Consider the following 24,201-nt stretch of genomic DNA (forward strand, 5'->3'; position numbering starts at 1 on the left):
AGTAAGGAGCCGGCCGATGAGCCACGACGCCCCCGACGGACGCACCCTGGTCGTCAACATGTTTCGGATGCGTCCCGGTGTCGACCCGGCGAAGTTCGCCGAGTTCTCCGCCGCCGTGGACCAGCCCCTGGTGACTGCCCACGCCGAGGTGGTGACCCGCTTCGACGCCTACGTCGTCGGCGGGACCACGGCCGAGGCCCTCGATGCCGACATCGTCGAGGTCCTGGAGGTCACCGACTGGGACACCTGGGTCCGGGTACGGGACAACGACCCGTCTTTGCGGCCGGTGATGTCCGGGTTCGACGAGCTCGTCGAGCCCGGCTCCGTCCGCTCCAACTTCGTCACCCCGATCCCGAGAGGCAGCACGCCATGAGCACCAGCTACGACGCCATCGTCATCGGGGCGGGTCACAACGGCCTGATCTCCGCCAACTACCTCGCCCGCGCCGGCAAGAAGGTGGTGGTACTCGAGGCGCGGGATGTGGTGGGAGGCGCCTGTACCACCGAGGAGCTGATCCCCGGCGCGAAGTGGTCCTCCTGCGCCTTCATCCAGGGCCTGCTCCGCCCGGAGATCATCACCGAGCTGGAGCTGGCGAAGTACGGCCTGGAGATGTACCAGACCGAGGCCATGGAGGTCGTCATCTTCGACGACGCCAGCCACATGTTCATGTGGAAGGACATGGACCGCACGCTCAAGGAGCTGGAGAAGTTCTCCAAGACCGACGCCAAGGCCTACCTCGACTTCGGCGTGCGCATCAAGAAGTTTGCCCAGATCATCACGCCCTTCCTGATGAAGCCGCCGACCAGCCGCTCCGAGGTGCTGGCGGCGTTCGAGGCCGAGGGCGCCGAGGACCTGTTCGACGAGTTCGTGCTCTCGTCCACGAAGGACCTGCTGGACCGCTACTTCCATTCCGAGCACATCAAGGGCCTGTTCACCTTCTTCGGAATGATCTCGGTGTGGGGCGGACCGTCGACCCCTGGCACCGGGTACGTCTACGGCCACCACTCGGTCGGCGAGTTCGAGGGTCACCTCGGGCAGTGGGGCCTGGTCAAGGGCGGCATGGGCGGCATCACGCTGGCTATGACCCGGGCCGCGGAGGCGCACGGCGCAGTCGTCCGGACCGGGGCGCCGGTGCAACAGGTGCTGGTCTCCGGCACGAAGGTCACGGGCGTCCGGTTGAAGTCCGGCGAGGAGATCCTCGCGCCGGTGGTGCTGTCCAACGCCGACCCGGCCCGCTCAATCCTGCAGCTGCTGCCCAAGGGCACGGTCAAGCCGTCGATCGAGAAGGCGGTGCAGCAGTACGACAACCGCGGCTCGATGGCCCGGATCCACCTGCTGGTCGACGAGCTGCCCGAGTACATCGGCTTTCCCGCCGGCCAGGGCCCACAACACGAGGCCCAGGCGATCATGGGCGCATCGGTGGAGAACTTCGAGCGCGCCTGGGAGGCCCAGCGCCGTGGCGAGCTGCCCGAGGACTTCGTGATCGAGGCGATGATCCAGTCGGTCACCGACCCGGGCCTGGCGCCGGAGGGCAAGCACACGCTGACCCTCGGCGTACAGCAGCTGCCCTTCGAGCTCAAGGGCACCACCTGGGACGAGATGCGGGACAAGTTCGCCGACGCCGTGCTGCAGGTGCTGTTCCGCTACGCGCCGAACCTGCGCGACCACATCCTCGACCGCGTGGTGATCACGCCGCTGGACCTGGAGCGTGACTACGGGCTCACCGGCGGGAATATCTTCCACGGGGCGATGTTCCTGGACCAGCTGTTCGGCAGCCGGCCCGCGCCGGAGCTGGCGGACTACCGCACCCCCGTCACGGGCTACTACCTCTGCGGCTCGGGCACGCACCCGGGCGGCGGGGTCATGGGCGCCAACGGGCACAACGCGGCCAAGGTCGTCCTCGACGACATGCACCACCCGGCCGGTCGGACCCCGGCGGCGGCGCAGGCGAGGCCCGCCGTCACAGGCCGGACGCCGGTCACGGACCGGTTCATGTCAGCTGTGATGGGCACGAAGTGGGGCCGCGAGCTCGGCTACCGCGTGGCCCGGCAGCCCGCGCTGCGCAAGGTCGTCAAGATCTTCACCCGCAGCGGTGTCTGAGACGCCTGTCGACCGCGCCGGCATCGACCGATCGGCCGGCACCCGTTCGCTCTACGCCTACGACGCATCGAGCTACCGGGTCCTCCCGGCCGGAGTCGCCTTCCCCGGCGACATCGCCGAGGTGCAGCGGATCCTCGCCGAGTGCCTGGGCAACGGGGTCCCGGTCACCTGCCGCGGTGCCGGGACCTCAATGGCGGGCAACGCCGTCGGCGCAGGGGTGGTGCTGGACTTCTCGCGGCACATGAACCGGGTCCGCGCGATCGACCCGGTCGCCCGCACCGCGACCGTCGAGCCTGGCGTGGTGCTCGACGCGCTGCAGGCCGAGCTTGCCCCGTACGGGCTGATGTTCGCCCCGGACCCGTCCTCGCACAGTCGAGCGACGGTCGGGGGGATGATCGGCAACGACGCGTGCGGCAACCACTCGGTGCGCTACGGCCGCACGTCCGGGCACGTCGTGGCCCTGGAGCTGCTGCTGGCCGACGGGACGCACCTGGTCGCCGAGCGCGGCGGCCTGCGTGCCGCCGACCCCACGGACGCCGCCGCCGTGGCCCGCGCCGCGGAGCTGGCGGAGGGCCTGCGCGGGATCATGGGGGAGCACCTCGGCCGGATCCGACTCGACCTCGGCCGGGTCCCGCGCCAGGTCTCGGGCTACCAGCTCCAGCATCTGCTGCCGGAGAACGGGTTCGACGTGGCCCGGGCGCTGGTGGGCAGTGAGGGCACCTGTGCGGTGGTCGTCGGGATCACGGTGTCCCTGGTGCCCCGGCCCGAGGCCGTGCAGCTCGTGGTGCTGGGCTATCCGGACATCGTGACCGGCGCGCGGGACGTGCCGGCCCTGCTGGAGTCCGCGCCAGCGGCCGTCGAGGGGATCGAGGAGACGATCGTCGACGCCCTGCGCGCCCGGCGCGGCCCGGCCAGCGTCGCCGGGCTGCCCGAAGGCCGCGCGTGGCTGTTCGTGGAGCTGGAGGGCCCCAATCCGGAGGCGCTCGCCCTGGAGGGCAAGCAGCTCGTGACGCGGCTGGAGGGGCTGGGCGGGCTGACCGCCGGGCGGATCGTCACCGACCCCGGGGAGCGCGCCGCGCTGTGGCGGGTCCGCGAGGACGGCGCCGGGCTCGTCGCCCGCCGACCCGACGGACGGTCCACCTGGGCCGGCTGGGAGGACTCCGCCGTCGACCCGGCGAACCTGGCCGACTACCTCGCCGACCTGCGGGCACTGCTCATCGCGCACGGCCTCGACGGCGTGTTCTACGGCCACCTCGGCGCCGGCTGCGTGCACATCCGGATCGACTTCGATCTGGAGACCGAGCAGGGCGTGGCCGCGATGGCCGCCTTCGCCGCCGACGCCGCGGACCTGGTGCGCGGGCACGGCGGCAGCGTCTCCGGGGAGCACGGCGACGGACGGGCCCGCAGCGCGCTGCTGGAGCGGCTGTACGGCCCGGAGCTGATCGCGGCGTTCGCGCAGTTCAAGCGGCTGTTCGATCCCGGGGACCTGCTCAACCCGGGGATAATCGTGGACCCGGCCCCGCTCGACGTCGACCTGGCCCCCTTCGTGCCCCTCCCACTCCCCGTGGGGTCCACCGCGTTCGCCTACCCCGAGGACCCCGCCGGGTTCGCGGGCGCAGCCGGCCGGTGCATCGGCGTGGGCCGCTGCCGCGCCGACGGCGGGGCGATGTGCCCCAGCTACCAGGCCACCCGCGAGGAGCGCGACTCCACCCGCGGCCGCGCCCGGATGCTGCAGGAGATGATCCGGCAGGGCCCGGTCGCCGACGGCTGGCGCTCCACCGAGGTGCGGGACGCCCTGGACCTCTGCCTGTCCTGCCGAGCCTGCGCGAGCGACTGCCCGGCCGGGGTGGACATGGCCACCTACAAGGCCGAGTTCCTGCACCTCCACCACAAGGGCCGGATCCGCCCGCGCACCCACTACTCGCTGGGCTGGCTGCCGGCGGCCGCCGCGCTCGCCCGCCGGGTCCCCGCGCTCGCGAACGCGGTGCTGCGGGCACCGGGAACCGCGTGGCTCGCCGGCATCGCACCGGAACGGGCGATGCCGCGCTTCGCCCGGCGCGGGGCGTACCGGCGGGCCCGCGCCCTGCCCGCGACCGGCGGCGGCCGGCTGTTCGTGGACTCCTTCACCCGGGCCTTCCGCCCCGAGGTGCTCGGTGCGGCGCAACGCGTGCTCGGCAGCGCGGGCGGCGCTCCGCAGCCGATCGACGGCGTGTGCTGCGGGCTGACCTGGATCAGCACCGGGCAGCTGGGCGTGGCCCGGCGGGTGCTGCGTCGCACGGTCGCGCGGCTCTCCTGGGGCACGGACCCGATCGTCGTCCTGGAGCCCAGCTGCGCCGCCGCCCTGAAGCACGACGCCCCGCGGCTGCTCTGCACCCCCGAGGCGGCCGCCGTGGCCGCGCGGGTGCGGACGTTCGCCGAGGAGCTGGAGCACCGGCTCGACGCGGGCTGGACGCCCCCGCCGCTGCCCGGGCCCGCCGTACTGCAGACGCATTGCCACGAGCGCGCCGTGTTCGGCGCAGGCCAGTCCCGGCTGCTCGCCCGGCTGGGGATCACCGGCGTCGCCGAGGCCACGGGCTGCTGCGGGCTGGCCGGGAACTTCGGGGTGGAGCGCGGCCACCACGAGGTCTCGACCGCCGTCGCCGAGCTGTCCCTGGCCCCTGCCCTGCGCGCGGCCGCACGGGACACCGCGGTGCTCGCCGACGGCTTCAGCTGCCGCACCCAGATCGACCACCTCGGCTCGCCGACCCGCCCCCGCCACCTCGCCGAGCTGATCGCCGACCACCTGGAGGAACCCCGTTGACCACCACCCTCAGCTCGCCCGCCGACGTGATCGGCACCGTCGACACCCGGTTGGTGATCGGCGGTAGGCGCACCGAGGCGAGCGACGGCGCCCGGTTCGACGTGCTCGACCCGGCCACCGGCGAGGTCCTCGCCGCGGTCGCCGACGCCACCCCGCAGGACGGTCGGGCGGCGGTGGTCGCGGCCGTCGCGGCCCAGGCCGGCTGGGCCGCCGTCCCGGCCCGCAAGCGCGGCGAGATCCTGCGCCGCGCCCACGAGGCGCTGCTCGCCGACACCGAGCGGCTCGCCACGATCATGACTCTGGAGATGGGCAAGTCCCTCACCGAGGCCCGAGGCGAGGTCCGCTACGCCGCCGAGTTCTTCCGCTGGTTCGCCGAGGAGGCTGTGCGGCTCGAGGGCTGGTACGGCCACACGCCGGACGGCGCGTCCCGGGCGATCGTGGCGAGCCAGCCGGTCGGCCCCTGCCTGCTGATCACGCCATGGAACTTTCCGCTGGCCATGGGCACCCGCAAGATCGGGCCCGCGCTCGCGGCGGGCTGCACGGTCGTGCTCAAGCCGGCGCCGCAGACGCCGTTGTCCAGCCTCGCGCTGGCCGACGTGCTGGCCGCGTCGGGCGTCCCCGAGGGCGTGGTCAGCGTGCTGCCCGGCAGCCGCGCCGCCGAGGTCGTCGAGCCGCTGCTGCGCGGCGGAGACATCCGCAAGCTCTCCTTCACCGGCTCGACGGCGGTCGGCCGGATCCTGCTGGAGCAGGCGTCCACGGCGATCGTGCGGACCTCGCTGGAGCTGGGCGGCAACGCACCCTTCGTGGTCCTCGCCGACGCCGACCTCGACGAGGCCGTCGACGGCGCGATGGCCGCCAAGATGCGCAACATGGGGGAGGCCTGCACCGCGGCCAACCGGATGTTCGTGCACCGCTCGCTCGCCGCAGAGTTCGGCCGCAGGCTCGCCGAGCGGATGGGCGCGCTGCGCGTGGGCAACGGGCTCGACGAGGGCACCGAGGTCGGTCCACTGATCGACGCACCGAGCCTGGCCAAGGTGGGCTCGCTGGTCGACGACGCGGTTTCCCGCGGCGCGCAGGTGCTGGTCGGCGGCGCGCCCGCCGAAGGCCCCGGCTACTTCTACCCGCCGACCGTGCTCACCGACGTCGCCCCGGACAGCGCGCTGTGCGCCACCGAAATCTTCGGCCCGGTCGCCGCCATTCAGGTGTTCGACGACGTCGACGACGCGATCGCGCGGGCCAACGCCACCGAGTGGGGGCTAGTGGGCTATGTGTTCACCCGCGACGTCGACCGGGCGCTGGCGGTCTCCGAGGCCCTCGAGGTCGGCATGGTGGGGCTCAACGTGGGCGTGGTGTCCAATCCTGCGCTGCCCTTCGGCGGTGTGAAGCAGTCCGGGCTGGGCCGCGAGGGCGGCCGGCACGGCATCGCCGAGTTCCTGGAGCAGAAGCTGGTGGTCCTGCCCAAGCGCGGCTGATCCGCGCCCGAGAACCGGCCCCCGCCCAACCCTCCCGGGCGGGGGCCCCTCGGCGTGCCCGGAGCCGGTTTCACACCCGCTGAGCAGGAAATACAACCTTCACGCAGGGTGGACGCAAACAACGCAAAGGCGATTGAGGCCACCCCGGCGGGCTCCCTACCTTCCTCCCCACCGAGCCCGACCGAAGGGCTCACCGGCCCGAGAAGTGAGGACATGGCGTCGCACAGGACTTCCACCAGCCCGGCCCTCCGGGAGGACGTGGACGGCACCGTGGCCGCCCCGCACGAGGTCTCGGTGCGGGCCGGCCTGGAGATGCTGGAGCGCGGCGGCACGGCCGTGGACGCGGCGGTGGCCGCCGCGCTCGTGGCCGGTGTCGTCGAGCCCGCCGAGACCACCCTGGCCGGCAGCGGCTTCCTGGTGCTGGCCGACCCGGCCGACGGCGCGTGGTCGGTCGAGTTCGGGCCGCGCGCCCCCCGCACGGCGCACTCCACGATGTACGCCCTCGACCTCGACTCGCAGGACTACCCGGTCAACGGGGTCGCCGCCGTCGTGGGCAAGGCGAACAGCGACGGTCCGCTGGCCACGGGAGTGCCCCGCACCCTGCTGGGCCTGCTTACCGCCCAGGAGCGGTTCGGCAGGCTGCCCCGCCGGATGGTCCTGGCACCTGCGATCGCCGCGGCCGCCGACGGTTTCGCGATCGATCCGTTCTTCCTGGTCTCGGCGCTGGGCGACCTGGGAAGGCTGGGCCGCGACGCCGGTGCCCGCGCCACCTTCCTCGACGCGGAGGGCCTGCCGCTGGGTCGGACCTCCGGCAGCCACGCCGGAACCAGCTACGCGCCCCCGTCCCGGCTCCCGCAGCCGGTGCTCGCGGCGACGTTGGCCGAGGTGGCCGACGCTCCGGACCTCGACCTGCTGCGCACCGGCGCGGTGGCCGAGCGGATCGTCGCCACCTCCGGGGAGCTGGGTGGGATCCTCACCGCGGCGGACCTCGCCGCGTCCGCACCGGACATCGTCCGGCCGCTGAGCACGGTCTTCCGCGGGCACGAGATCCTCGTGCCGGCCGCGCCGAGCGGCGGGCTCACCCAGCTGCAGGCGCTGGCAACCTGGCAGGCCCTGCACCCCGAGGGCGGGCCGATCGAGGACACCGCCGAGCGCACCCGGCAGCTGGCCGCGGTACTGCTGCACGCCTTCGCCGACCGCTACCACTGGCTCGGCGACCCGGACGTGGTGCCGGTGCCGCCGGCGTCGGCCCTGCTGGCGCCGGGCTACATCCGGCTGCTCGCCGAGCAAGTGCGCGCCAGGGCCGTTCCGACCACAGAGGGCGCTCCGCCGTGGAGCTTCTACGCGGGCCGGGCCGAGCACGACCCGTGGGCGTTCGCCACGAGCCACGTCCCGGCCTGGGAGCCCGAGCTGGCCTCAACCCCGACCGCCGGGACCACCCACGTCTCCGTGGTCGACGCCGAGGGCCGGGCGGTGTCGGTCACCCACACCGCCGCCCACCCCTTCGGCTCCGCGATCGTCTGCTCGCGGACCGGCCTGCTGCTCGACTCGGCGATGGCGTGGTTCAACGCCGCGCCGGGCGCAGCGAACAGCATCCGCCCCGGGGCCCGGCCGCTGGCCAACATGGGCCCCACGGTGATCACCCACGAGGGCCGCCCGGTCGCGGCGCTCGGCGCGTCGGGTGGCCGCCGGATCATCAGCACGATGGTCCAGCTGGTGATCAACCTGCTGGACCGGCGAACGTCGCTCACGGATGCCCTGGCGGCCCCGCGGGTCGACGCGAGCGGGCCCGAGCTGTTGCTGCAGGGCTCGCTCGGCACGCACGCCCCGGAGCTCGCCGATCTTGCCGCGGTCGCCGTCCGCGGCACCAACGCGCCCTTCACCACGGACTTCGCCCGGGCCAATGGCGCGGTCCGGCACGCAGGCGGGACCCGCTCCGCCGTCGACGCCCTTTGCTTCGCCCCCTAGGAGAGACCCGCCATGACCACCGACGACGTCACCCGCCCCGAGGCTCCCGACGGAGCGGCCCCGCGCCAGTCACCGATCCGGACCTTCCTGGTCTCCGGGGTCGGCACGGCCCTGGAGTACTACGACTTCGCCATCTACGGCCTGGCCGCGGCCGTCGTGTTCAACACACAGTTCTTCCCCGGCGACGATCCGCTGCTCGGTACGCTCTACGCCTTCGCCGCCTTCGGCACCGGGTTCGTCGCCCGCCCGATCGGCGGGATGGTCATCGGCCACTTCGGTGACCGCGTAGGCCGCCGCAAGATGCTCATCCTCACCCTCACCGTGATGGGGCTCACCACCTTCCTCATCGGCTGCCTGCCCGGCTACGCGACGCTCGGCTGGCTGGCACCGGCGCTGCTGGTGCTGCTGCGGCTGGTGCAGGGCTTCGCCGCCGGCGGTGAGTGGGGTGGTGCGGCGCTGTTCGGGATCGAGGCCGCCCCACGCGGCAAGCGCGGGCTGTGGGGCAGCTTCACCAGCATGGGTGTGGGGCTCGGCGGCATGCTCGGTGCCGCGGTGTTCGCGATCGTGAGCGCGGTGTTCGCCGACAGCCTGACCGACTGGGCGTGGCGGCTGCCGTTCTGGATCGGCGGCGTGCTCGTGCTCGCCGGCCTGATGGCCCGCCTCGCCATGCCGCAGGAGGAGGCGATCGAGGTCGACAAGGAGGCGGGGCTGCCGATCGTGCGGGCCTTCAAGCACGCGCCCAAGACGATCCTGCTCGGCATCGGCGTCGCCTACGGGTACAACACCATCGCCTACGTCGGCTCCACGTTCTTCCTGTCCTACCTCACCCAGCACGGCTACGGGTCGACGTTCTCGCTGATCATGCAGCTGGTGCACAACGGCGTCCTGATGACGGCGGCCCCGTTCTGGGCGATGCTGTCCGACCGGGCCGGCCGCAAGAAGGTCATGGTCGCGGGCGCAATCGCCTACACGGTGTTCCTGTTCGTCTTCTTCCCGGTGATCGGGCTGGGCAGCGCGGTGTTCGCGGTCTTCGCCTTCGTGTTCAACGGGATCACGATGGGGCTGACCCAGGGCCCGCTGCCGGCCTTCCTCGGCGAGCAGTTCCCGGCGAAGATCCGCTACACCGGCATCTCGACCGTCTACCAGATCGGGGCCGCGCTGGGCGGTGGCACCGGTGCCTTCGTCGCCGCAGCGCTGCTGCTGGCCTCCGGGGGTAACGCGGTGGTCGTGTCGCTCTACGGCGGGTTCGCGATGCTGATCCTGGCGCTCTGCGTGCTGGGCCTGCGCGAGACGGCCAAGGCCACCACCGAGCAGGTGAACGAGGGCGTCGCCGGGCGCAGCGCGACCGTCGGCCACGCGCAGCCCGCCTAGGCTGGCGGGATGGCCGGTGGCAGGCGGGTGCGGCTGTCCGACGTGGCGCGGGCCGCGGGGGTGTCCCCCACGACGGCGTCCCACGCGTTCAGCGGGCACAGGCCCGTCTCCCCGGCCACCCGCAAGGCGGTGCTGCAGGCGGCCTTCGAGCTCGGCTACACGGGCGCGGAGGCCGCCCACCGCTTGACTGTGGGCCTGCTCATTCGGCCGCCGGAGGCGATCCCCGGGCTGGCCTTCGGCACCACGTCGCTGGCCGCGGAGACCGGCGCGACCGTGCTGGCCCTGCTGGGGGAGGGCTTCTCGGTCACCGCGATGAACGGGCTGGAGGACGTCGGCGAGCAGCTGGGCTGGCTCGACGGGTTCGTGCTGCTGGCCCCGAACCGCTGCGATCCGGTGCTCGAGGTGCTGCGCGCCCGGGACATCCCGACGGTCACCTACGAGGAGCCCGTTGGGGTGGCGGACTTCGACTGGTGGGTCGGCAACGACTTCGTGGAGTCCAGCGCGAAGGTGGTGCGGCACCTGCACGCGGCCGGGGCCCGGCGTGTGGCGTTGGTAGCTGGGCTGACGGACAACGCCTACCAGCGCAAGGTCATCAGCGGGTACCTCGCGGAGGTACGCCACGTCGGCCATAGTCCGATGCTGCGTCGTGCAGACCCCGCTCGCGGCGGGCTGGCCGGGCGTCGGGCCGCCGGAGACCTGCTCGCGTCGGCCACCCCGCCCGACGCGATACTGGCAACCTCAGGGGTGTTCGCGGTCGCGGCGCTGGAGGAGGCAAATGGGCGGGGGCTCGCGGTGCCGGACGACCTACTGGTCGCCGCGACGATGGACGGCCCACTCGGCGCCCACGCCCGAGTGCCGATCACCGCTTTGCGGTCCAACGCCAACGATCTCGCCCACGCCGTCGCCGGGCTCATGACGAGCCGTCTTTCCGGCGGTGTTCCGCCTGCTCTACACGACAAGGTCGTGCTTGAGCTCGCAGTCCGCCTCTCGACGACACGCTGAAGCCCGTGGGGGAACATTAGCTCCGCGCGCAGAGCAAGGGCAAGAATGCTGAATTCGTTCGTGTGGGTCGCTTACCCCCGCTGAGCTTGGCCTCCAGCGCCGGACACTGGCGGTGTGGGGTCAGCAATCTTGGTGTGGCGGTGTGCGGGCTGCTTCGAGTCAGCCGGGGAGAGCATTCCGATGCTGGAATGTCGCCGTAGCGGGTTGTACCAGCAGTCTATTCATTCGAAGATCGCGGTAGCAAGATCGGCACGGGTTTCCCACTTCTTCGAGTCGAGAAGCTCGAGTTGCATGGTGCCCCAAAACGACTCGACCAGCGAATTGTCGTAGCAGTCGCCTATCGACCCCATCGACAGCACGAGTCGACCAGGTCGTCGTAGGGGTCGGTGTGCTGGTCGCGCCCGGTGCAGCCGCGACTTCGGCGCCGATAGAGCTAATCCCGACTTCACGCATGAGTTGAGCCACCCGCTTGTGGTTGACCGCCAGGCCCAATCCGAGGGTGAGTTCGGCGTGCACCCGCGGCTAGCCGTAGGTGCCGCGAGACTTGCCGTGGATCCGCTCGATGTGCTTCGCAAGAAGTCCTTCTCCAGGGCCCGCTGTGATTTCACCCTGGAGCGCCATTCGTGGTAGGCCTGGCGGCGCAGGCCAAGGACCCGGCAGATCATCGCGACGGAGAATCCGTCGTCGGCGAGTTGGCGGACCAGTGGAAGAGCTACAGTGAGAGGACGTTCTTCCGGGCGAAATAAGCGGCGGCGCGCTTGAGGATCTCGTTCTTCATTTCAAGCCAGCGGGCTTTCTTGCGCAGCTCGGCGAGTTCGCATTTCTCGTCGCTGGACAGACGCGAGGGACTCGAGCCGCTCTCGTCTGCGTCGGCCTGAGCGAGCCAGTGCCGCAGGCAGGACTCCGAGATTGAAAGCTCCTTGGCGATCTCGGCGATGGTCTTGACCTTCGCGCGAGCGAGGTCCACTGCGCGCTGCCGGAACTCGGGCGGGTGAGGAGCGGGCACGAACGACATCCTTCCCGGCGGACGGGGTCCGCCTCAGGAGAGGTGTCCGGTGTCCGGGGCCAAGCTCAGCGCTGCCTGAACGCCGACTGTCCGACGTCGTCTACCGCCAGCTCCAAGCCGACAGCCAACGTTCCGGGGCGGACCAGGGGGACACACGAGGGCGGCTGCATAGTCCGGCGCGGCCTGCTCCTACGTCGAACGCCAGCTCTTCGGACATCACTTCCCGGGCCCCCCGCCCCGCCACTACAACCCCGCCGCAAGATCCACTTGACACGCACGCTGCCACCCCGACGCCCGAGCCATGCTCGCCCGCCGCAAGGCCGCTGGCGGTGGGATGGAAGCCCTCCGGATTCTCAAGCGTCGACTCTCCGACGTCGTCTACCGAGCGTTACAGGCAGACGCCCAGGTCAGTCCCGCCCGACTCGCCGCTTGACCGAGGAGCTAGCGACAGTCCCTCGTCAGGAACGGAGCACCGGCGAAGTTTGGCTCGTAAGTCTGGCTCGTCGAGGGAGGCCGGGCAGTCTCGCGGGCGGCCTCGTGTGGCTTCTGCCGGCCGCTCGGCCGGCCTTGTCCGGCGGCTCCGAAGCCGTTGACAAGTTGGCGGAGGGACTTCATAGTCGTGCAGCAGTATGAAGGCTCGTTCCTATATAAGCATGGAGACGTCATGGATGCCGCTCCGGTCGAGGCTCGGCCCGCAGGACCCCCAGGTGCGTTGCCGTCTTTGCGCCTTACCGATGTCCGCAAGTCGTTCAGCGGGAACGCTGTCCTTCGTGGGATCTCGCTGAACCTTCGCGGCGGTGAGATCGTCGGTCTGATGGGGCCGAACGGGGCGGGCAAGTCAACGCTGCTGAAGGTGCTCGACGGTTTTCACCGCATGGACAGCGGCCGGATCGAGGTCGACGGGGTGCAAGTGCCCTCCCTCGCCGGTCGTAGCGACGTCGCCTTCATCCATCAGGACCTCGGCCTGGTCGAGGATCTCAGCGTCACGGATAACCTGCGCCTGGGTCAGCCGTGGGCGTCTCGGTTCGGTCCGATGATTGATCGCGACCGCGAGCGGGACATGGCTGTCGCGGCGCTGCGGGCGGTGCGGCTCGAGGTGGATCCCGCGGTGCTGATCAGGGATCTACCCCCAGGTGAGCGGACCTTGGTGGCGATCGCCCGGGCGCTCGCGCTCGGGGCGACCAAGCTTTTCGTTGACGAGGCCACGTCGAATCTGACGAAGGCGGACTCGTTTAGCGTCTTGGCGGTGTTGAAGGAGCTGGCCCTCGACGGTGCCCTGATCGTGATCGTGACCCACAAGTTGTCCGAGGTCTTCGAGTGTGCGCACCGAGCGGTCGTCCTCGTCGACGGCGAGCTGGTCGCGGACGATCTGATGCGTGACCTCGACCGGGCTGCCCTGGTGAGCAAGCTTCTCGCTCACGAGACCGAGGCCGGGTTGGCGCTCGCGACGGAGTCCACGAGCGAGGTGGGCCCAGAGGTCATTCGATTTGTCAACGCCCGGACCTGCAAGATCGGTGCGGTCAACCTTGTGGTGCGGCGCGGTGAAGCGGTTGGGCTCACCGGCACGGCCGGTTCGGGGCTGCACGAGGTCGCGCTCCTCGCGGCCGGTCACGCGCCGCTCACTGCCGGGGCTGTGGAGGTCGATCGGGCGGTGCGCATTGCACTCGTTCCGCCCCAACGGGAGACACAGGGCGGCTTCCCGGCCCTCGCCGTGGCGCAGAACATGGCGATCTCCAGTCTGCGTCGGCGCCGCATCCTCGCCGGGCTGGTGTCGGGGGCGCGGGAGCGTGCGGACGTCGAGCAGATGGCGGATGAGCTGTCGGTCGTCCCGCGATCCGTCACCACCGAGTTCGGCGTTCTTTCCGGTGGAAACAAACAGAAGGTCATCCTCGGGCGGGCGCTCCTCACTGATCCCGATCTCCTCGTCCTGTGCGAGCCGACCCGCGGGGTGGACATCCGGACCAGGGCAGAGATCTACCGAACTGTCGCGAAGGCGAAGGCGGCAGGGGCAGCTGTTCTCGTGGTGAGCTCGGACTACGAGGACCTGGCAGCGATGTGTGATCGGGTAGGTGTGGTCACAGCGGAGGGAACGAGTGACCCGCGCCCGAAGGATGAAGTCTCGCTTGACCAATTCGAGGAGTACCTGTGACACCATCGATCGCGCCTGCGAGGAAGCAGGACAGCGACCGCGATCCGGACGCTCGCGCGGGGGAGACCGGGCGTCGGGATCCCCGACTCCGGACGAGGTTGGCCGGGAGCTGGACGCTTCTCGCCTTCGTGGTCATCTTCGTCGGCTACTCACTTTGGCTGGGCGAGAAGTTCCTCGTCGTGCAGAACCGGATGTTCGACATCCACTCCATCGTGCCGATCCTGCTGCTGGCACTCGCCGCGGTGGCCACGCTGCTTGCCGGGAAGTTTGATCTCTCGATCAGCGGGATGGCGACCCTCTCGGCGTTCCTGACGATCGGGCTCGCCAGCAAACAGGGACTACCGATGGGGATGGTCCTGGTAATCGTGCTGGTCGTCGGGATCCTGGGCGGGCTGCTGAACGCGCTGCTCGTCGTCGGACTCGGGATCAACACCTTCATCGCGACCTTGGGCACGAGTGGTCTGTTCCTCGGGGCCTCGGCGGTGTACTCCGGCGGTACGCAGGTGGCGCCGGACTCTACCGACACTCCGTTGCCCACGTGGTTCAGCAACTTCGGGTCCTTCACTGGAAAGCCCCCGACGGCCCTCGTAGTCGTCGTGGTCCTGGTCGGCGGTGTGCTCGCGGCGGTTGCGGTCCTCCGGGCGCGTCCCGCCCGCTTCTCCGCGCGGGCTTGGAGGCCGCTCGCGCTGAGTCTCGGTGGTGTCATCTTGCTCGGTCTGCTCGGTGTGCTCGTCTTCACGCCCTGGCTGAGCGACCTGTCCTGGGCGACGACCGCCCTACTTTTGGTAGCGACCGCATTGTGGGTTGTGGTCGATAAGACTGTCTTCGGGCGCGAGTTGCGCGCCACGGGAGCGAACCCCGAGGCGGCGAAGCTCGCCGGCGTGCACACCGCTCGTACCACGGTTGTCGCCTACGCGTTGACCGGTCTGCTCTCGGCCATGGCCGGCGTCGTCGCCGCCGCGAGCCTTGGAGCGGCACAGCCGGCCCTGGGCGTGCCGCTGCTGCTGCCGGCCTTCGCGGCAGCCTTCCTCTCGACCGTGCTGTTCTCGCGCGGGCACTTCAACGTGTGGGGTGCGGTCGTCGGCGGGGTGTTCCTGCAGTGGGTCAGTCAGGGACTTGTCAACGGCGGGCTCGCTTTCACGTGGAACGACGTGGTGAACGGCTTTGTGCTGGTCCTCGCGGTCTCCATCTCCTCGCTTATGACGCGCTCATCGTCCTCCACCGGTCACTGACCGCTCGCCCGTCCACATCCAGTCAAGGAGCTTCGTTGACAAGACACTCCTCTTCCAGGCGGCGGAGCCTGCCGCGGATCGCCGCGGCGGTGGCCCTCACCTGCGGCCTGGCCGGCTGCAGCGCCGGTGCCGAGGTCGCGACCGGAGACGTCTCCGATGCCGGGCTCAAGGCGGCGCAGGCGCTGGTAGCCGAGGCGACAGTGCTGTCGGCCACTGACCTCCCACTGCCGAGCGAGCCCGTTGCGCGGCAGAAGCTCAGGGTGTTCGTGGTGTCGCCCAATGCCTCGAACCCGTACTCCACCCTGATGGTCCAGTCCTTCCAGGAGGCCGCGGGGGTGATGGGCTGGGAGCTCTCGCCGGCGTACGACGCCGCATCCTCGGCCACGAAAGGCGCCGGCTTCATCCGTCAGGCCGTGCAAGAGGGTTACAACGCTATCTATTACCCGTCCATGCAGGTCGACGCGCTCCGTGGGCCGGTGCAGGAGGCGCTCGCCGCGGGGCTGACCATCGCGTGCCCGGACTGTGCCCCGCAGCAGCTCGGTGACTCCTTCATCACGCCGACGACGGACAACGCCGAGATCGGCAGGCGGCTCGCGGCGCACGCGATCACCACGCTGCAGGGTAAGGGGACCATCCTCACCTACCCCGATCCCGAGTACAGCACCATCACCCAGCGGTTCGAGGCGTTCGACGAATACATCGCCCAGAACTGCCCGGCCTGCACGGTGAAGCCGACGCAGTTCACCGCGGCCAGCCTGGCCCAGCCCGGACCGCCTGTCTGGGCCTCGGCCCTCTCCACCAACCCACCGGGCACGGTGGATCTGGCCGTAGCGCCCTTCGCGGTCGCCTCACGGCTATTCGCCACCACGCAGCAGAGCCGCGGTCGAAGCGACATCAAGATCATGGACACCGGGAACTCCGATGTCCAGCAGCTCGACCTACTGGCAACGAAGAGCCTGCCCTACATCGGCTCGACGGCGGTCCCGGAGCAGTACGAGGCGTGGGCATCGGTCGACCTGATCGCCAGGGTCCGCGCAGGCCAGCCACTTTACGACGTCACGAAGCTGCCGTCGGTGCTCGCCACCCCGGACAACGCCGTGCAGTTCAAGTCCGGCTCGGCCGAGCCGGACATCGACTACAAGACCAGGTTCACCGAACTCTGGCGGTAGCTCGCAGTTTCCTAGATCTGTTGAGAAGAAAGGACCGACAGTTGAGCAAGTACGAGGCCGAGTTCCTCGCCCAGAAGGACGACCTGATGGATCTCCTCGCGGTGACGACGAACCCTCTCCACCGGAAGATCCTCAAGAACTACCGCCGTCACAGCCTGCTGGAGATCTCGGGGCGCAGCGACGACATCCTCTCGCCGGAGATGACCGTCGAGCACCCGGTGTACAAGATCTTCGAAGGCGGCAAGGCGATGGTCTTCGACGGGATGGAGGAGGTCCGCGGGTTCTACGACGCGCTCGCGTCGACCGACTCGCTCGTGATGTGGACGAGCAACGCGAAGCTCGCCGTCGCGGATTGGGGCTTCGCGGGTGAGGTGCAGTTCAACCAGTTCGTCAAGGGGTCCGTGCTTCGGGAGGGTGTCTTCGCCGGGATCGCAGACGCCGCTTCCACGGACGGCGCCGAGCGCAGCGCGGAGGAGTACGACGCCGACGCGATCTACCTCGTGCGCCGTCCGATCGCCTACGTGTGGCCGTACGCGCCGGACGGGCGGCTGCAGGGGGAGCAGGTCTACGAGGACTCCTCGTGGCGGTCCGTGGAGAAGGTCGACCCCGAGGACGTGATCACGCCCGAGCGTGCGCGGGAGCTGCTGGCCCCGCAGCTCGAGACACATTGGCCCTGATCCGGCCGTCTCTGCACACAAGAACGAAGAGCGGATGACGACAAACCCGCGCGCCTGGTAACCGGGGGAGTCAACCGGCATCGCTCTGGTCACCGGTCAACACCTGTGCGAAGCAAGGGATCTTCAGGATGACGAGTAAGTACGAGGAAGAGTTCCTCGCGCAGAAGGACGACCTCCACGCCCTGCTCGAGGTCACCACCAACCCGCTACACCGGAAGATCCTCAAGAACTATCGGCGCCACAGCCTGCTGGAGATCTCCGGGCGGCTGGACGAGTGCATCGCTCCAGACATGATCGTCGAGCACCCGGTCTACAAGTTCTTCGAGGGCGGCGAAGCGATGATCCTCGACGGCATGGAGGCCGTCCGCGGGTTCTACGACGCGCTCAAGTCCACGTCCTCGATGGTGCAGTGGACCGGGAAGTCGAAGATCGCCGTAGCGGACTGGGGCTTCGCAGGCGAGATCCAGTTCAACCAGTTCGTGCCCGGCTCGCTGCTGCGCGAGGGCGGCTTCGCCGACATGGCGGAGGCGGCGGCCGCCGCAGAGTCCGACGCCGCGCCGGCGGCGAGGACCGCCACGGAGGGCTCGGAGCAGTACGACCACGACGCCGTCTACCTGGTGCGGCGCAAGTTCGCCTACGTCTGGCCCTACGCCAGTGACGGGCGACTGGCCGGGGAGCAACTCTACGAGGACACGTCCGAGCGGACGATCATCAAGGTGGAGCCCGAGGACGTGATCACACTGGAGCGGGCCCGGGAGCTCCTCGAGCCGATGCTCGAAACCCACTGGCCGTGAGCCGGACGGCTCCGTTCTCCACCGAACGATGCAGGTGAGCCCAGCGGGAAAAGCGCGGACGCGAAGCCGTGATCCTCGACTGGTCTGGTCGCCGCCTCGTCACGGTGTCGGAACGCCGCGAGCTCCGGCTCGCGCCGCTGACCCACCACGTACCTGCTGATCGCCTGTCAGATCGTGACGGTGTAGCCGAGAGGAAGTCATGCACTTTGAGCTGAGCACAGACCAGGAGGATCTGCGGCGAGCGGCGCGCGAGCTCGCCCGCAGTTTCTCGGACGAATACTGGGCCGAGCGGGACGAGAAGTGTGAGTTCCCGTGGGAGTTCTACGAGGCGTTCGCGAAGGGGGGTTGGCTGGGCATCGCCATTCCCACCGAGTACGGGGGCGGTGGCCTCGGCATTCTCGAGGCCTCGCTCCTACTGGAAGAGGTCGCTGCCTCCGGTGCGGGGATGAACGGGTGCAGCACCATGCACCTGACGATCTTCGGCCTGAACACGATCGTCAAACACGGCAGCAGGGAACTCGCCGAGAGCATCCTGCCCGCTGCCGCCGACGGGTCCCTGCACGTCTGCTTCGGGGTGACCGAGCCTGACGCCGGCACCGACACCACGCGGATCTCCACCTTCGCCAAGCGGGTGCCCGGCGGGTACGTGCTCAACGGGCGCAAGGTGTGGATCACCAAGGCCGGGCAGTCGCAGAAGATGGTGCTCATCGCGCGGACCACCCGTCTCGACGAGGTGTCGAAGCCGACCGAGGGCATGTCACTGTTCTTGATCGACGTCGACCCTGAGCACGTCGCCCTGCGGCCGATCCCCAAGATGGGGCGCAATGCCGTGTCGTCGTACGAGGTATTCATCGACGACTACTTCGTCCCGGACAGTGCCCGCATCGGCGAGGAGGGTAGGGGGTTCACCTACCTGCTCGACGGGTTGAACCCGGAGCGCATCCTGCTCGCTCACGAGGCGTTGGGCATCGGGCGCGCCGCGCTCGAGCGGGCCGTGCGGTATGCGCAGGAGCGGGTCGTGTTCGGGCGGCCGATCGGCCAGAACCAGGGCGTGGCGTTCCCGTTGGCCGAGGCGGCGACCCGGCTCGACGCGGCCGAACTGATGGCGCGCAAGGCGGCGTGGCGCTACGACCGCGGGTTGTCCTGCGGGCGGGAGGCCAATATGGCGAAGTGGTTGTGCGCCGACGCCGGTTTCCGGGCGGCGGATCAGGCGATCCAGACGCACGGTGGGATGGGTTATGCCCGCGAGTACCACGTGGAGCGGTACTTCCGCGAGTCCCGCATCCTGCGGCTCGCCCCGGTCAGCCAGGAGATGGTGATGAACTACGTCTCCCAGCACGTCCTCGGGCTTCCCAAGTCGTACTAGGTCTCGGTCAGCGACAGCACAGCGGACAGCAAGGAATCATCGTGCAGGTAAGTCACTCCGATCCCCGCGGAAGTCTCACAGGTGTTCGCGTCGTCGACCTGTCGCGTGTGCTGGCGGGACCGCTGTGTTCGCAGATGCTCGCCGACCACGGCGCACAGGTGGTGAAGGTAGAGCCCCCGGCCGGGGATGACACCCGGGCATGGGGGCCTCCGTTCGTCGGAGAGAACATGAGCGCCTACTTCTCTGCGCTCAACCGGAACAAGGCGAATCTCTGTCTGGATCTCAGTGTCGCCGAGGGCCAGGCGGTCCTCGCCGACCTGCTCCGCGATGCTGATGTCCTCGTCGAGAACTTCAAGAGCGGGACGTTGGGCCGGTGGGGTTTCGCCGAGGAGACGCTGCGCGAGCGGTATCCCCGACTCGTGCACTGCAGGATCACGGGATTCGGTGTAGACGGCCCGATGGGAGCCATGCCCGGTTACGACGCCGTCGTCCAGGCCTACTCCGGACTGATGAGCATCAACGGTGAGGAGGAGGGCCCGCCACTGCGGATCGGGGTACCCGTCGTCGACATGGTCACCGGCGCCTACGCCGCGACGGGGATCCTGCTGGCGCTGCTCGATCGCGCACGCACGGGCCTGGGGCAGCTGGTGGACAGCACCTTGATCGACACCGCGGTCTCGCTGCTGCATCCGCACTCCAGCGCGCACCTCGCCGACGGGCGGATCCCAGCGCGCACCGGCTCGGCGCACCCCACGATCGCTCCGTACGACACCTTCCCGGCAGCGGACGGGCCGATCTTCATCGGAGTGGGCAATGACCAGCAGTTCCGCCGGTTCCTCGCCGTCCTCGGCGCCGATCACCTGGCCGAGGACCCCCGCTTCTCCACGAACGCGGACCGGCTGGCCAATCTCGGCGAGCTGCGTCCGCTGCTCGACGAGTGCGTCTGTCGATACGACCGGCACAGTCTCGCCAAGGAGCTCCTCGCGCAGGGCGTTCCGGCCTCGGCGGTGAACAATGTCGCCGAGGCGCTGAGTGATCCCCACGTGCTGCACCGGCGGATGGTCGCCGAGGAGAACGGGGAGCCGGTGGTCGGGATCCCCATCAAGCTGAGCCGCTCGCCCGGCAGTATTCGGGCGGCACCGCGCGACCGCGGCGCCGACACCCGCCGCGTCCTCGCCGGACTCGGCTACAGCACCGAGCGGGTCGATGCGCTCGTGAACGCCGGCGTCGCGCAGGTGCCACGCGCGGAGGTCGACCATCCGCTGTAGTCCCGCCGGGCGTTCCCGGGACAGTCCCTCGGCGGATCCACGAGAGGGACGCCGCCGCACCGAGAGAAGGATGAGGATCATGAACGTCGGAGCGATTGAGTTTCACTCCACGCACCCCCGCGACGCCCACGACGTGCTGCGCCGGGCCCGGGATCTGCTCCTCGACAGCCCGGGCCGCCGGGACGAGATCGCGGACGGCTTCGCGTGGCCGGATCTCGGTGCATCCTTCAACTGGGCCGTGGACTGGTTCGACCGGATCGCCCGCGCGAACGACGCGCCGGCCCTGCGGATCGTCGAGGAGGGAGGCGCGGACTCCACCTACAGCTTTGAGGAGCTGCGGCACCGGTCTGACCAGGTTGCCCGCCGGCTGGAGCAGCTCGGCGTCGGGCGCGGAGATCCGGTGATTCTGATGCTGGGCAACCAGGTCGAGCTGTGGGAGTCGATGCTGGCGGTGATGAAGATCGGCGCCGTCCTGGTGCCCACGACGACCGCGCTGGGCCCGTCGGACCTCGCTGATCGGGTCCGGCGAAGTGGTGCCCGTGCCGTCGTCGCAAACGCCGCGGACACGCCGAAGTTCGACGGGATCGGAGGGGACCACCTTCGGCTCGTGGTCGGGCAGGCATCCGGATGGACGGAGTACCAGACGTGCCGGGCGATCGAGTCGCCCGCCCCGTTCGCGTCCACCACGGTGCCGGAAGACCGCATGCTGATGTACTTCACCTCTGGGACGACGAGTAAGCCCAAGCTCGTCGAGCACACTCAGGCCTCCTACGGCCTGGGGCACCTGACCACCATGTACTTCCTCGGTCTACGACCGGGCGACGTCCACCTCAACATCAGCTCGCCGGGGTGGGCAAAGCACTCCTGGAGCTGCTTCTTCGCGCCATGGCTCGCCGAGGCAACAGTCTTTGTTTACAACTACTCGCGCTTCGACGCCGCCGCGCTGCTCGCCGAGATCCGACGCTGCGGGGTCACCAGCCTGTGCGCGCCGCCCACGGTGTGGCGGATGCTGATTCAGGCCGACATCTCCGGCGGCAGCGGGCAGCTCCGGGAGCTCCTCAGCGCGGGTGAGCCACTGAATGCCGAGGTCATCGCTCATATTCGCATGCACTGGGGGCTCACGATCCGGGACGGCTTCGGCCAGACGGAAACCACCGCGCTGGTGGGGAACCCGCCCGGCGCCCCGCTCAAGGTCGGGTCGATGGGCAAGCCCCTGCCGGGCGTGCCCGTGACCGTCGTGGACCCGGTCACCGGCTCGCCCGTGGACGAGGGTGAGATCTGCCTCGACCTGACGCAGCGGCCGGTCAACCTCATGGTCGGCTACGTCGACGACCCTGAGAACACCGCGGAGGTCATGGCAGCGGGGCTCTACCACACCGGTGACGTTGCATCCCGGGACGCCGACGGCTATCTCACCTACATCGGCCGCACGGACGACGTCTTCAAGGCCTCCGATTACAAGGTCTCGCCGTTCGAGCTCGAGAGCGTCCTGCTGGAGCATCCGGCAATCGCCGAGGCCGCCGTCGTGCCGGCGCCGGACCCGACCAGACTGGCAGTCCCCAAGGCGTACGTGACCCTCGCGGCCGGCTGGTCCCCGGACGACGACACCGCCTTCGAGATCCTGCGCTTCGCTCGCCAGCGGTTGGCGCCCTATCAGCGTGTTCGTCGGATCGAGTTCGCTGCGCTTCCGAAGACCATCTCCGGAAAGATCCGGCGCGCCGAGCTGCGTGAGCGGGAGAGCTCGGGGAAACGCCCGCAGCGGGAGTGGAGGGACGACCAGTTCCCTGCCCTGAAGGGGCCCGCGGGCGACCGGGGTCGCTGACCGCTGCACCCACACCAGGCGGGGTCGGCACCGACCGATCCCATTGAGAGATCGACGGGAGAGTTCGCCATGTCCGAGAACGGGGCTGAACTGCGGTTCGACGGCCGGGTCGCAGTCGTGACCGGTGCGGGAAGCGGGCTCGGTCGCGCCCACGCGGAGCTGCTCGCGTCGCGGGGTGCCCGCGTCGTCGTCAGCGAGCTGCCGGCGTCCGAGCAGCGCGCCCTCGAGGTGTGTGCAGGCATCGCTGCACAAGGCGGCCAGGCCGTGCCGGTTCTCGGGCGGGTCGGGGATGCCGCCCACGCCGAGGAGCTGGTCGTCGCGGCCCTCGATCATTTCGGCCGGATCGACATCGTCGTCAACAACGCCGGGACCCCCGGAACGGTCGGGATGACCGCGGAGTACGCGCCGACGGAGACCCTCGAGGCACAGTACGACGTGCACCTGCGCGGGCCCATGCAGATCAACCGTGCGGCCTGGCCGCACTTCGTGGACCAACGCTACGGGCGGATCCTGCTGACCTCGTCTCCCAACGGCACCGGCTGGATGCCCGGAGCGGCCGGCTACGAGATCGACTACGCCACGGCAAAGGGTGCGATATTCGCGCTCGCCCGGCAGACGGCGGGCGCGGGGATCGCCCATGGCATCAAGGTCAACGCGCTCATGCCGTGGGCCTACACGACCATGGTGCGCACCAACTACGGCACCTCCGAGATGGGGCGCTGGATGGAGGCCAACCTCCGCGCGGACCTTGCCGTCGCCGGTGTGCTGCCGCTGCTGCACGAGGACTGCCCGACGACCGGCGAGACCATCTCCTCAGCGGGTGGCCGCGTCGCCCGGGTCTTCTTCGCGGCGACCCGCGGCTACTTCGGTCCGAAGCTCACGCCCGAGACCGTCATGGCGAATTGGTCGCAGGTCATGGGCACGGTCGGGGAGACCGGCGAACTACAGGACGCCTTCGAACAGACCTTCGTCCGCGAGCGCGAGGTGCTCTACCGGACGCTGAACGAGGGCGCGGTCCCGGATCTCCCGTGGATCGTGCACCAGGTGCTGAAGCCGTCCTCGGCCGAAGACACATCTGCCCGGATCCCGTGACCCGCCCGCCGGGCGGGCGGGCGCAGGAGAGGCTGAGAGGTGGGGGAGCATGCGGACGACGACGGTCGACATCGACGTCGATAGAATGGGCCGTACGACGGTGGTGTCGCACCCGCCGGATGGTCGGCCGGTAGGCGGGGAGGACGAGAACGTGACGGAGCCGGCGCTCAAGGCGCACCGCACGGTCTCTAGGGTCACCTCGATCCTGGAACACGTGGCACAACAGCCGCGTGTCCCGCTGAGCAGGCTGACGACGATCCTCGACGCCCCGAAGTCCTCGGTCTTCGCTCTGGTGAAGGGCCTGGTCTCGGAGGGTTACCTCGTCGAGGACGAGCTCGGCTACTCGCTCGGGCCGGCCGTGGCGAACCTCCTCAGGTCCGAAGGGCCGACCCTGGCAGACATTGCCCAGGCCACGCTCGTGGAGCTGCGCGACCTGTTCGACGAGACCGTGATGCTGGCGACGCGAGTCGGGGACTCGTTGATCTACATCGCCTCCGCGGAGTCGCGTCAGCCGATCCGCTACTCCGCCCCTCTCCGTGTGCGCAGGCCTCTCTACCCGACGAGCACCGGCAAGGTCTTCCTCGCCTGGTCCACGCGCCGCCGTCGCCGCACCTACCTGCGTTCGTTGATCGACGACGAGCGCACACTGCTAGACGCCGAGGCGGAGTTGGAGCAGGTCCGACGCGAAGGAGTCTCCTACAACCGGGGAGAGACCTTGCCGGACGTCTCCGCCGTTGCACGGCCGATCCTCGTCCGCGACGAGGTCGTCGGTGTCATCGCTGTGGCCGGCCCGACCGTCCGAATGCCGCCAACGCTGGACCATGCGCCGGAAGCTCTGGCACAAGCAACGGGTCGGTTGGCGGAACGACTGTCGTGACTCACTCACTGACGCTCACGGAGAGCGACGGCAGAG

At 69.9% G+C, this 24,201-nt stretch carries 19 protein-coding genes; 17 read left to right on the forward strand and 2 right to left on the reverse strand.

Features of this window, described 5'->3' with window-relative positions; genetic code table 11:
• Window positions 1–16 precede the first annotated feature (16 nt).
• The 7 genes from PKE99_RS25760 (at window position 17) to PKE99_RS25790 (ending at window position 10,713) form a co-directional block, all read left to right on the forward strand.
• Window positions 17–373, forward strand: a complete 357-nt coding sequence (locus PKE99_RS25760) for a RedY/HapK family protein (RefSeq protein WP_037051307.1) — start codon at window positions 17–19, stop codon at window positions 371–373.
• A complete protein-coding gene (locus tag PKE99_RS25765; RefSeq protein ID WP_037051310.1) occupies window positions 370–2,100 on the forward strand; it encodes a phytoene desaturase family protein in 1,731 nt (576 codons plus the stop codon). Before PKE99_RS25760 ends, PKE99_RS25765 begins: the two co-directional genes overlap by 4 nt.
• Window positions 2,093–4,900 (forward strand): FAD-binding and (Fe-S)-binding domain-containing protein, encoded by a 2,808-nt coding sequence (locus tag PKE99_RS25770; protein ID WP_037051313.1) that lies wholly within the window; start codon window positions 2,093–2,095, stop codon window positions 4,898–4,900. The genes PKE99_RS25765 and PKE99_RS25770 overlap by 8 nt, the downstream gene beginning before the upstream one ends.
• On the forward strand, window positions 4,897–6,372 hold the full coding sequence (locus PKE99_RS25775; RefSeq protein ID WP_197040815.1) for an NAD-dependent succinate-semialdehyde dehydrogenase: 1,476 nt from the start codon (window positions 4,897–4,899) through the stop codon (window positions 6,370–6,372). The genes PKE99_RS25770 and PKE99_RS25775 overlap by 4 nt, the downstream gene beginning before the upstream one ends.
• Window positions 6,373–6,630: 258 nt before the next feature.
• Window positions 6,631–8,340, forward strand: coding sequence for a gamma-glutamyltransferase (locus tag PKE99_RS25780; protein ID WP_037051316.1), 1,710 nt, complete (start codon window positions 6,631–6,633; stop codon window positions 8,338–8,340).
• A 12-nt stretch (window positions 8,341–8,352) separates the two neighbouring features.
• Window positions 8,353–9,711, forward strand: coding sequence for an MFS transporter (locus PKE99_RS25785; protein ID WP_051738054.1), 1,359 nt, complete (start codon window positions 8,353–8,355; stop codon window positions 9,709–9,711).
• Window positions 9,712–9,720: 9 nt separating this feature from the next.
• Complete coding sequence (locus PKE99_RS25790; RefSeq protein WP_051738055.1) at window positions 9,721–10,713, forward strand: LacI family DNA-binding transcriptional regulator; 993 nt, start codon at window positions 9,721–9,723, stop codon at window positions 10,711–10,713.
• A 159-nt stretch (window positions 10,714–10,872) separates the two neighbouring features.
• On the opposite strand, the gene PKE99_RS39075 is transcribed toward PKE99_RS25790, so the two are convergent.
• Complete coding sequence (locus PKE99_RS39075; RefSeq protein ID WP_369075879.1) at window positions 10,873–11,229, reverse strand: hypothetical protein; 357 nt, start codon at window positions 11,227–11,229, stop codon at window positions 10,873–10,875.
• Window positions 11,230–11,425: 196 nt separating this feature from the next.
• Window positions 11,426–11,719 (reverse strand): transposase, encoded by a 294-nt coding sequence (locus tag PKE99_RS25795; RefSeq protein ID WP_037051379.1) that lies wholly within the window; start codon window positions 11,717–11,719, stop codon window positions 11,426–11,428.
• Between the two features lie 664 nt (window positions 11,720–12,383).
• Between PKE99_RS25795 and PKE99_RS25800 the strand changes: the two genes are divergently transcribed.
• The 10 genes from PKE99_RS25800 to PKE99_RS25845 all read left to right on the forward strand — a co-directional run bounded on the left by PKE99_RS25800 (window position 12,384) and on the right by PKE99_RS25845 (window position 24,165).
• Window positions 12,384–13,868, forward strand: a complete 1,485-nt coding sequence (locus tag PKE99_RS25800; protein ID WP_156067981.1) for an ATP-binding cassette domain-containing protein — start codon at window positions 12,384–12,386, stop codon at window positions 13,866–13,868.
• Between the two features lie 128 nt (window positions 13,869–13,996).
• Window positions 13,997–15,100: an ABC transporter permease gene (locus PKE99_RS25805; protein WP_156067983.1), complete on the forward strand. Its 1,104-nt coding sequence runs from the start codon at window positions 13,997–13,999 to the stop codon at window positions 15,098–15,100.
• A gap of 89 nt (window positions 15,101–15,189) precedes the next feature.
• Window positions 15,190–16,269 (forward strand): sugar ABC transporter substrate-binding protein, encoded by a 1,080-nt coding sequence (locus tag PKE99_RS25810; protein WP_051738056.1) that lies wholly within the window; start codon window positions 15,190–15,192, stop codon window positions 16,267–16,269.
• Between the two features lie 41 nt (window positions 16,270–16,310).
• Window positions 16,311–16,946: a hypothetical protein gene (locus tag PKE99_RS25815; RefSeq protein ID WP_051738057.1), complete on the forward strand. Its 636-nt coding sequence runs from the start codon at window positions 16,311–16,313 to the stop codon at window positions 16,944–16,946.
• Window positions 16,947–17,074: 128 nt separating this feature from the next.
• Entirely contained in the window at window positions 17,075–17,740 is a 666-nt protein-coding gene (locus tag PKE99_RS25820; RefSeq protein WP_037051331.1) for a hypothetical protein, read from the forward strand.
• Window positions 17,741–17,939: 199 nt separating this feature from the next.
• On the forward strand, window positions 17,940–19,106 hold the full coding sequence (locus PKE99_RS25825; RefSeq protein ID WP_037051336.1) for an acyl-CoA dehydrogenase family protein: 1,167 nt from the start codon (window positions 17,940–17,942) through the stop codon (window positions 19,104–19,106).
• A gap of 41 nt (window positions 19,107–19,147) precedes the next feature.
• Window positions 19,148–20,374 (forward strand): CaiB/BaiF CoA transferase family protein, encoded by a 1,227-nt coding sequence (locus PKE99_RS25830; RefSeq protein WP_037051340.1) that lies wholly within the window; start codon window positions 19,148–19,150, stop codon window positions 20,372–20,374.
• Window positions 20,375–20,453: 79 nt separating this feature from the next.
• Window positions 20,454–22,196 (forward strand): AMP-binding protein, encoded by a 1,743-nt coding sequence (locus PKE99_RS25835; protein WP_051738062.1) that lies wholly within the window; start codon window positions 20,454–20,456, stop codon window positions 22,194–22,196.
• A gap of 69 nt (window positions 22,197–22,265) precedes the next feature.
• The gene (locus PKE99_RS25840) at window positions 22,266–23,288 is read left to right on the forward strand and encodes an SDR family NAD(P)-dependent oxidoreductase (protein WP_051738058.1); all 1,023 of its coding nucleotides are present in this window, start codon (window positions 22,266–22,268) and stop codon (window positions 23,286–23,288) included.
• A 49-nt stretch (window positions 23,289–23,337) separates the two neighbouring features.
• Window positions 23,338–24,165, forward strand: a complete 828-nt coding sequence (locus PKE99_RS25845) for an IclR family transcriptional regulator (RefSeq protein ID WP_231498381.1) — start codon at window positions 23,338–23,340, stop codon at window positions 24,163–24,165.
• The last annotated feature ends 36 nt before the right edge of the window (window positions 24,166–24,201 follow it).

It is taken from the genome of Pseudonocardia halophobica, from assembly GCF_027922425.1.
Taxonomy (GTDB): domain Bacteria; phylum Actinomycetota; class Actinomycetes; order Mycobacteriales; family Pseudonocardiaceae; genus Pseudonocardia; species Pseudonocardia halophobica.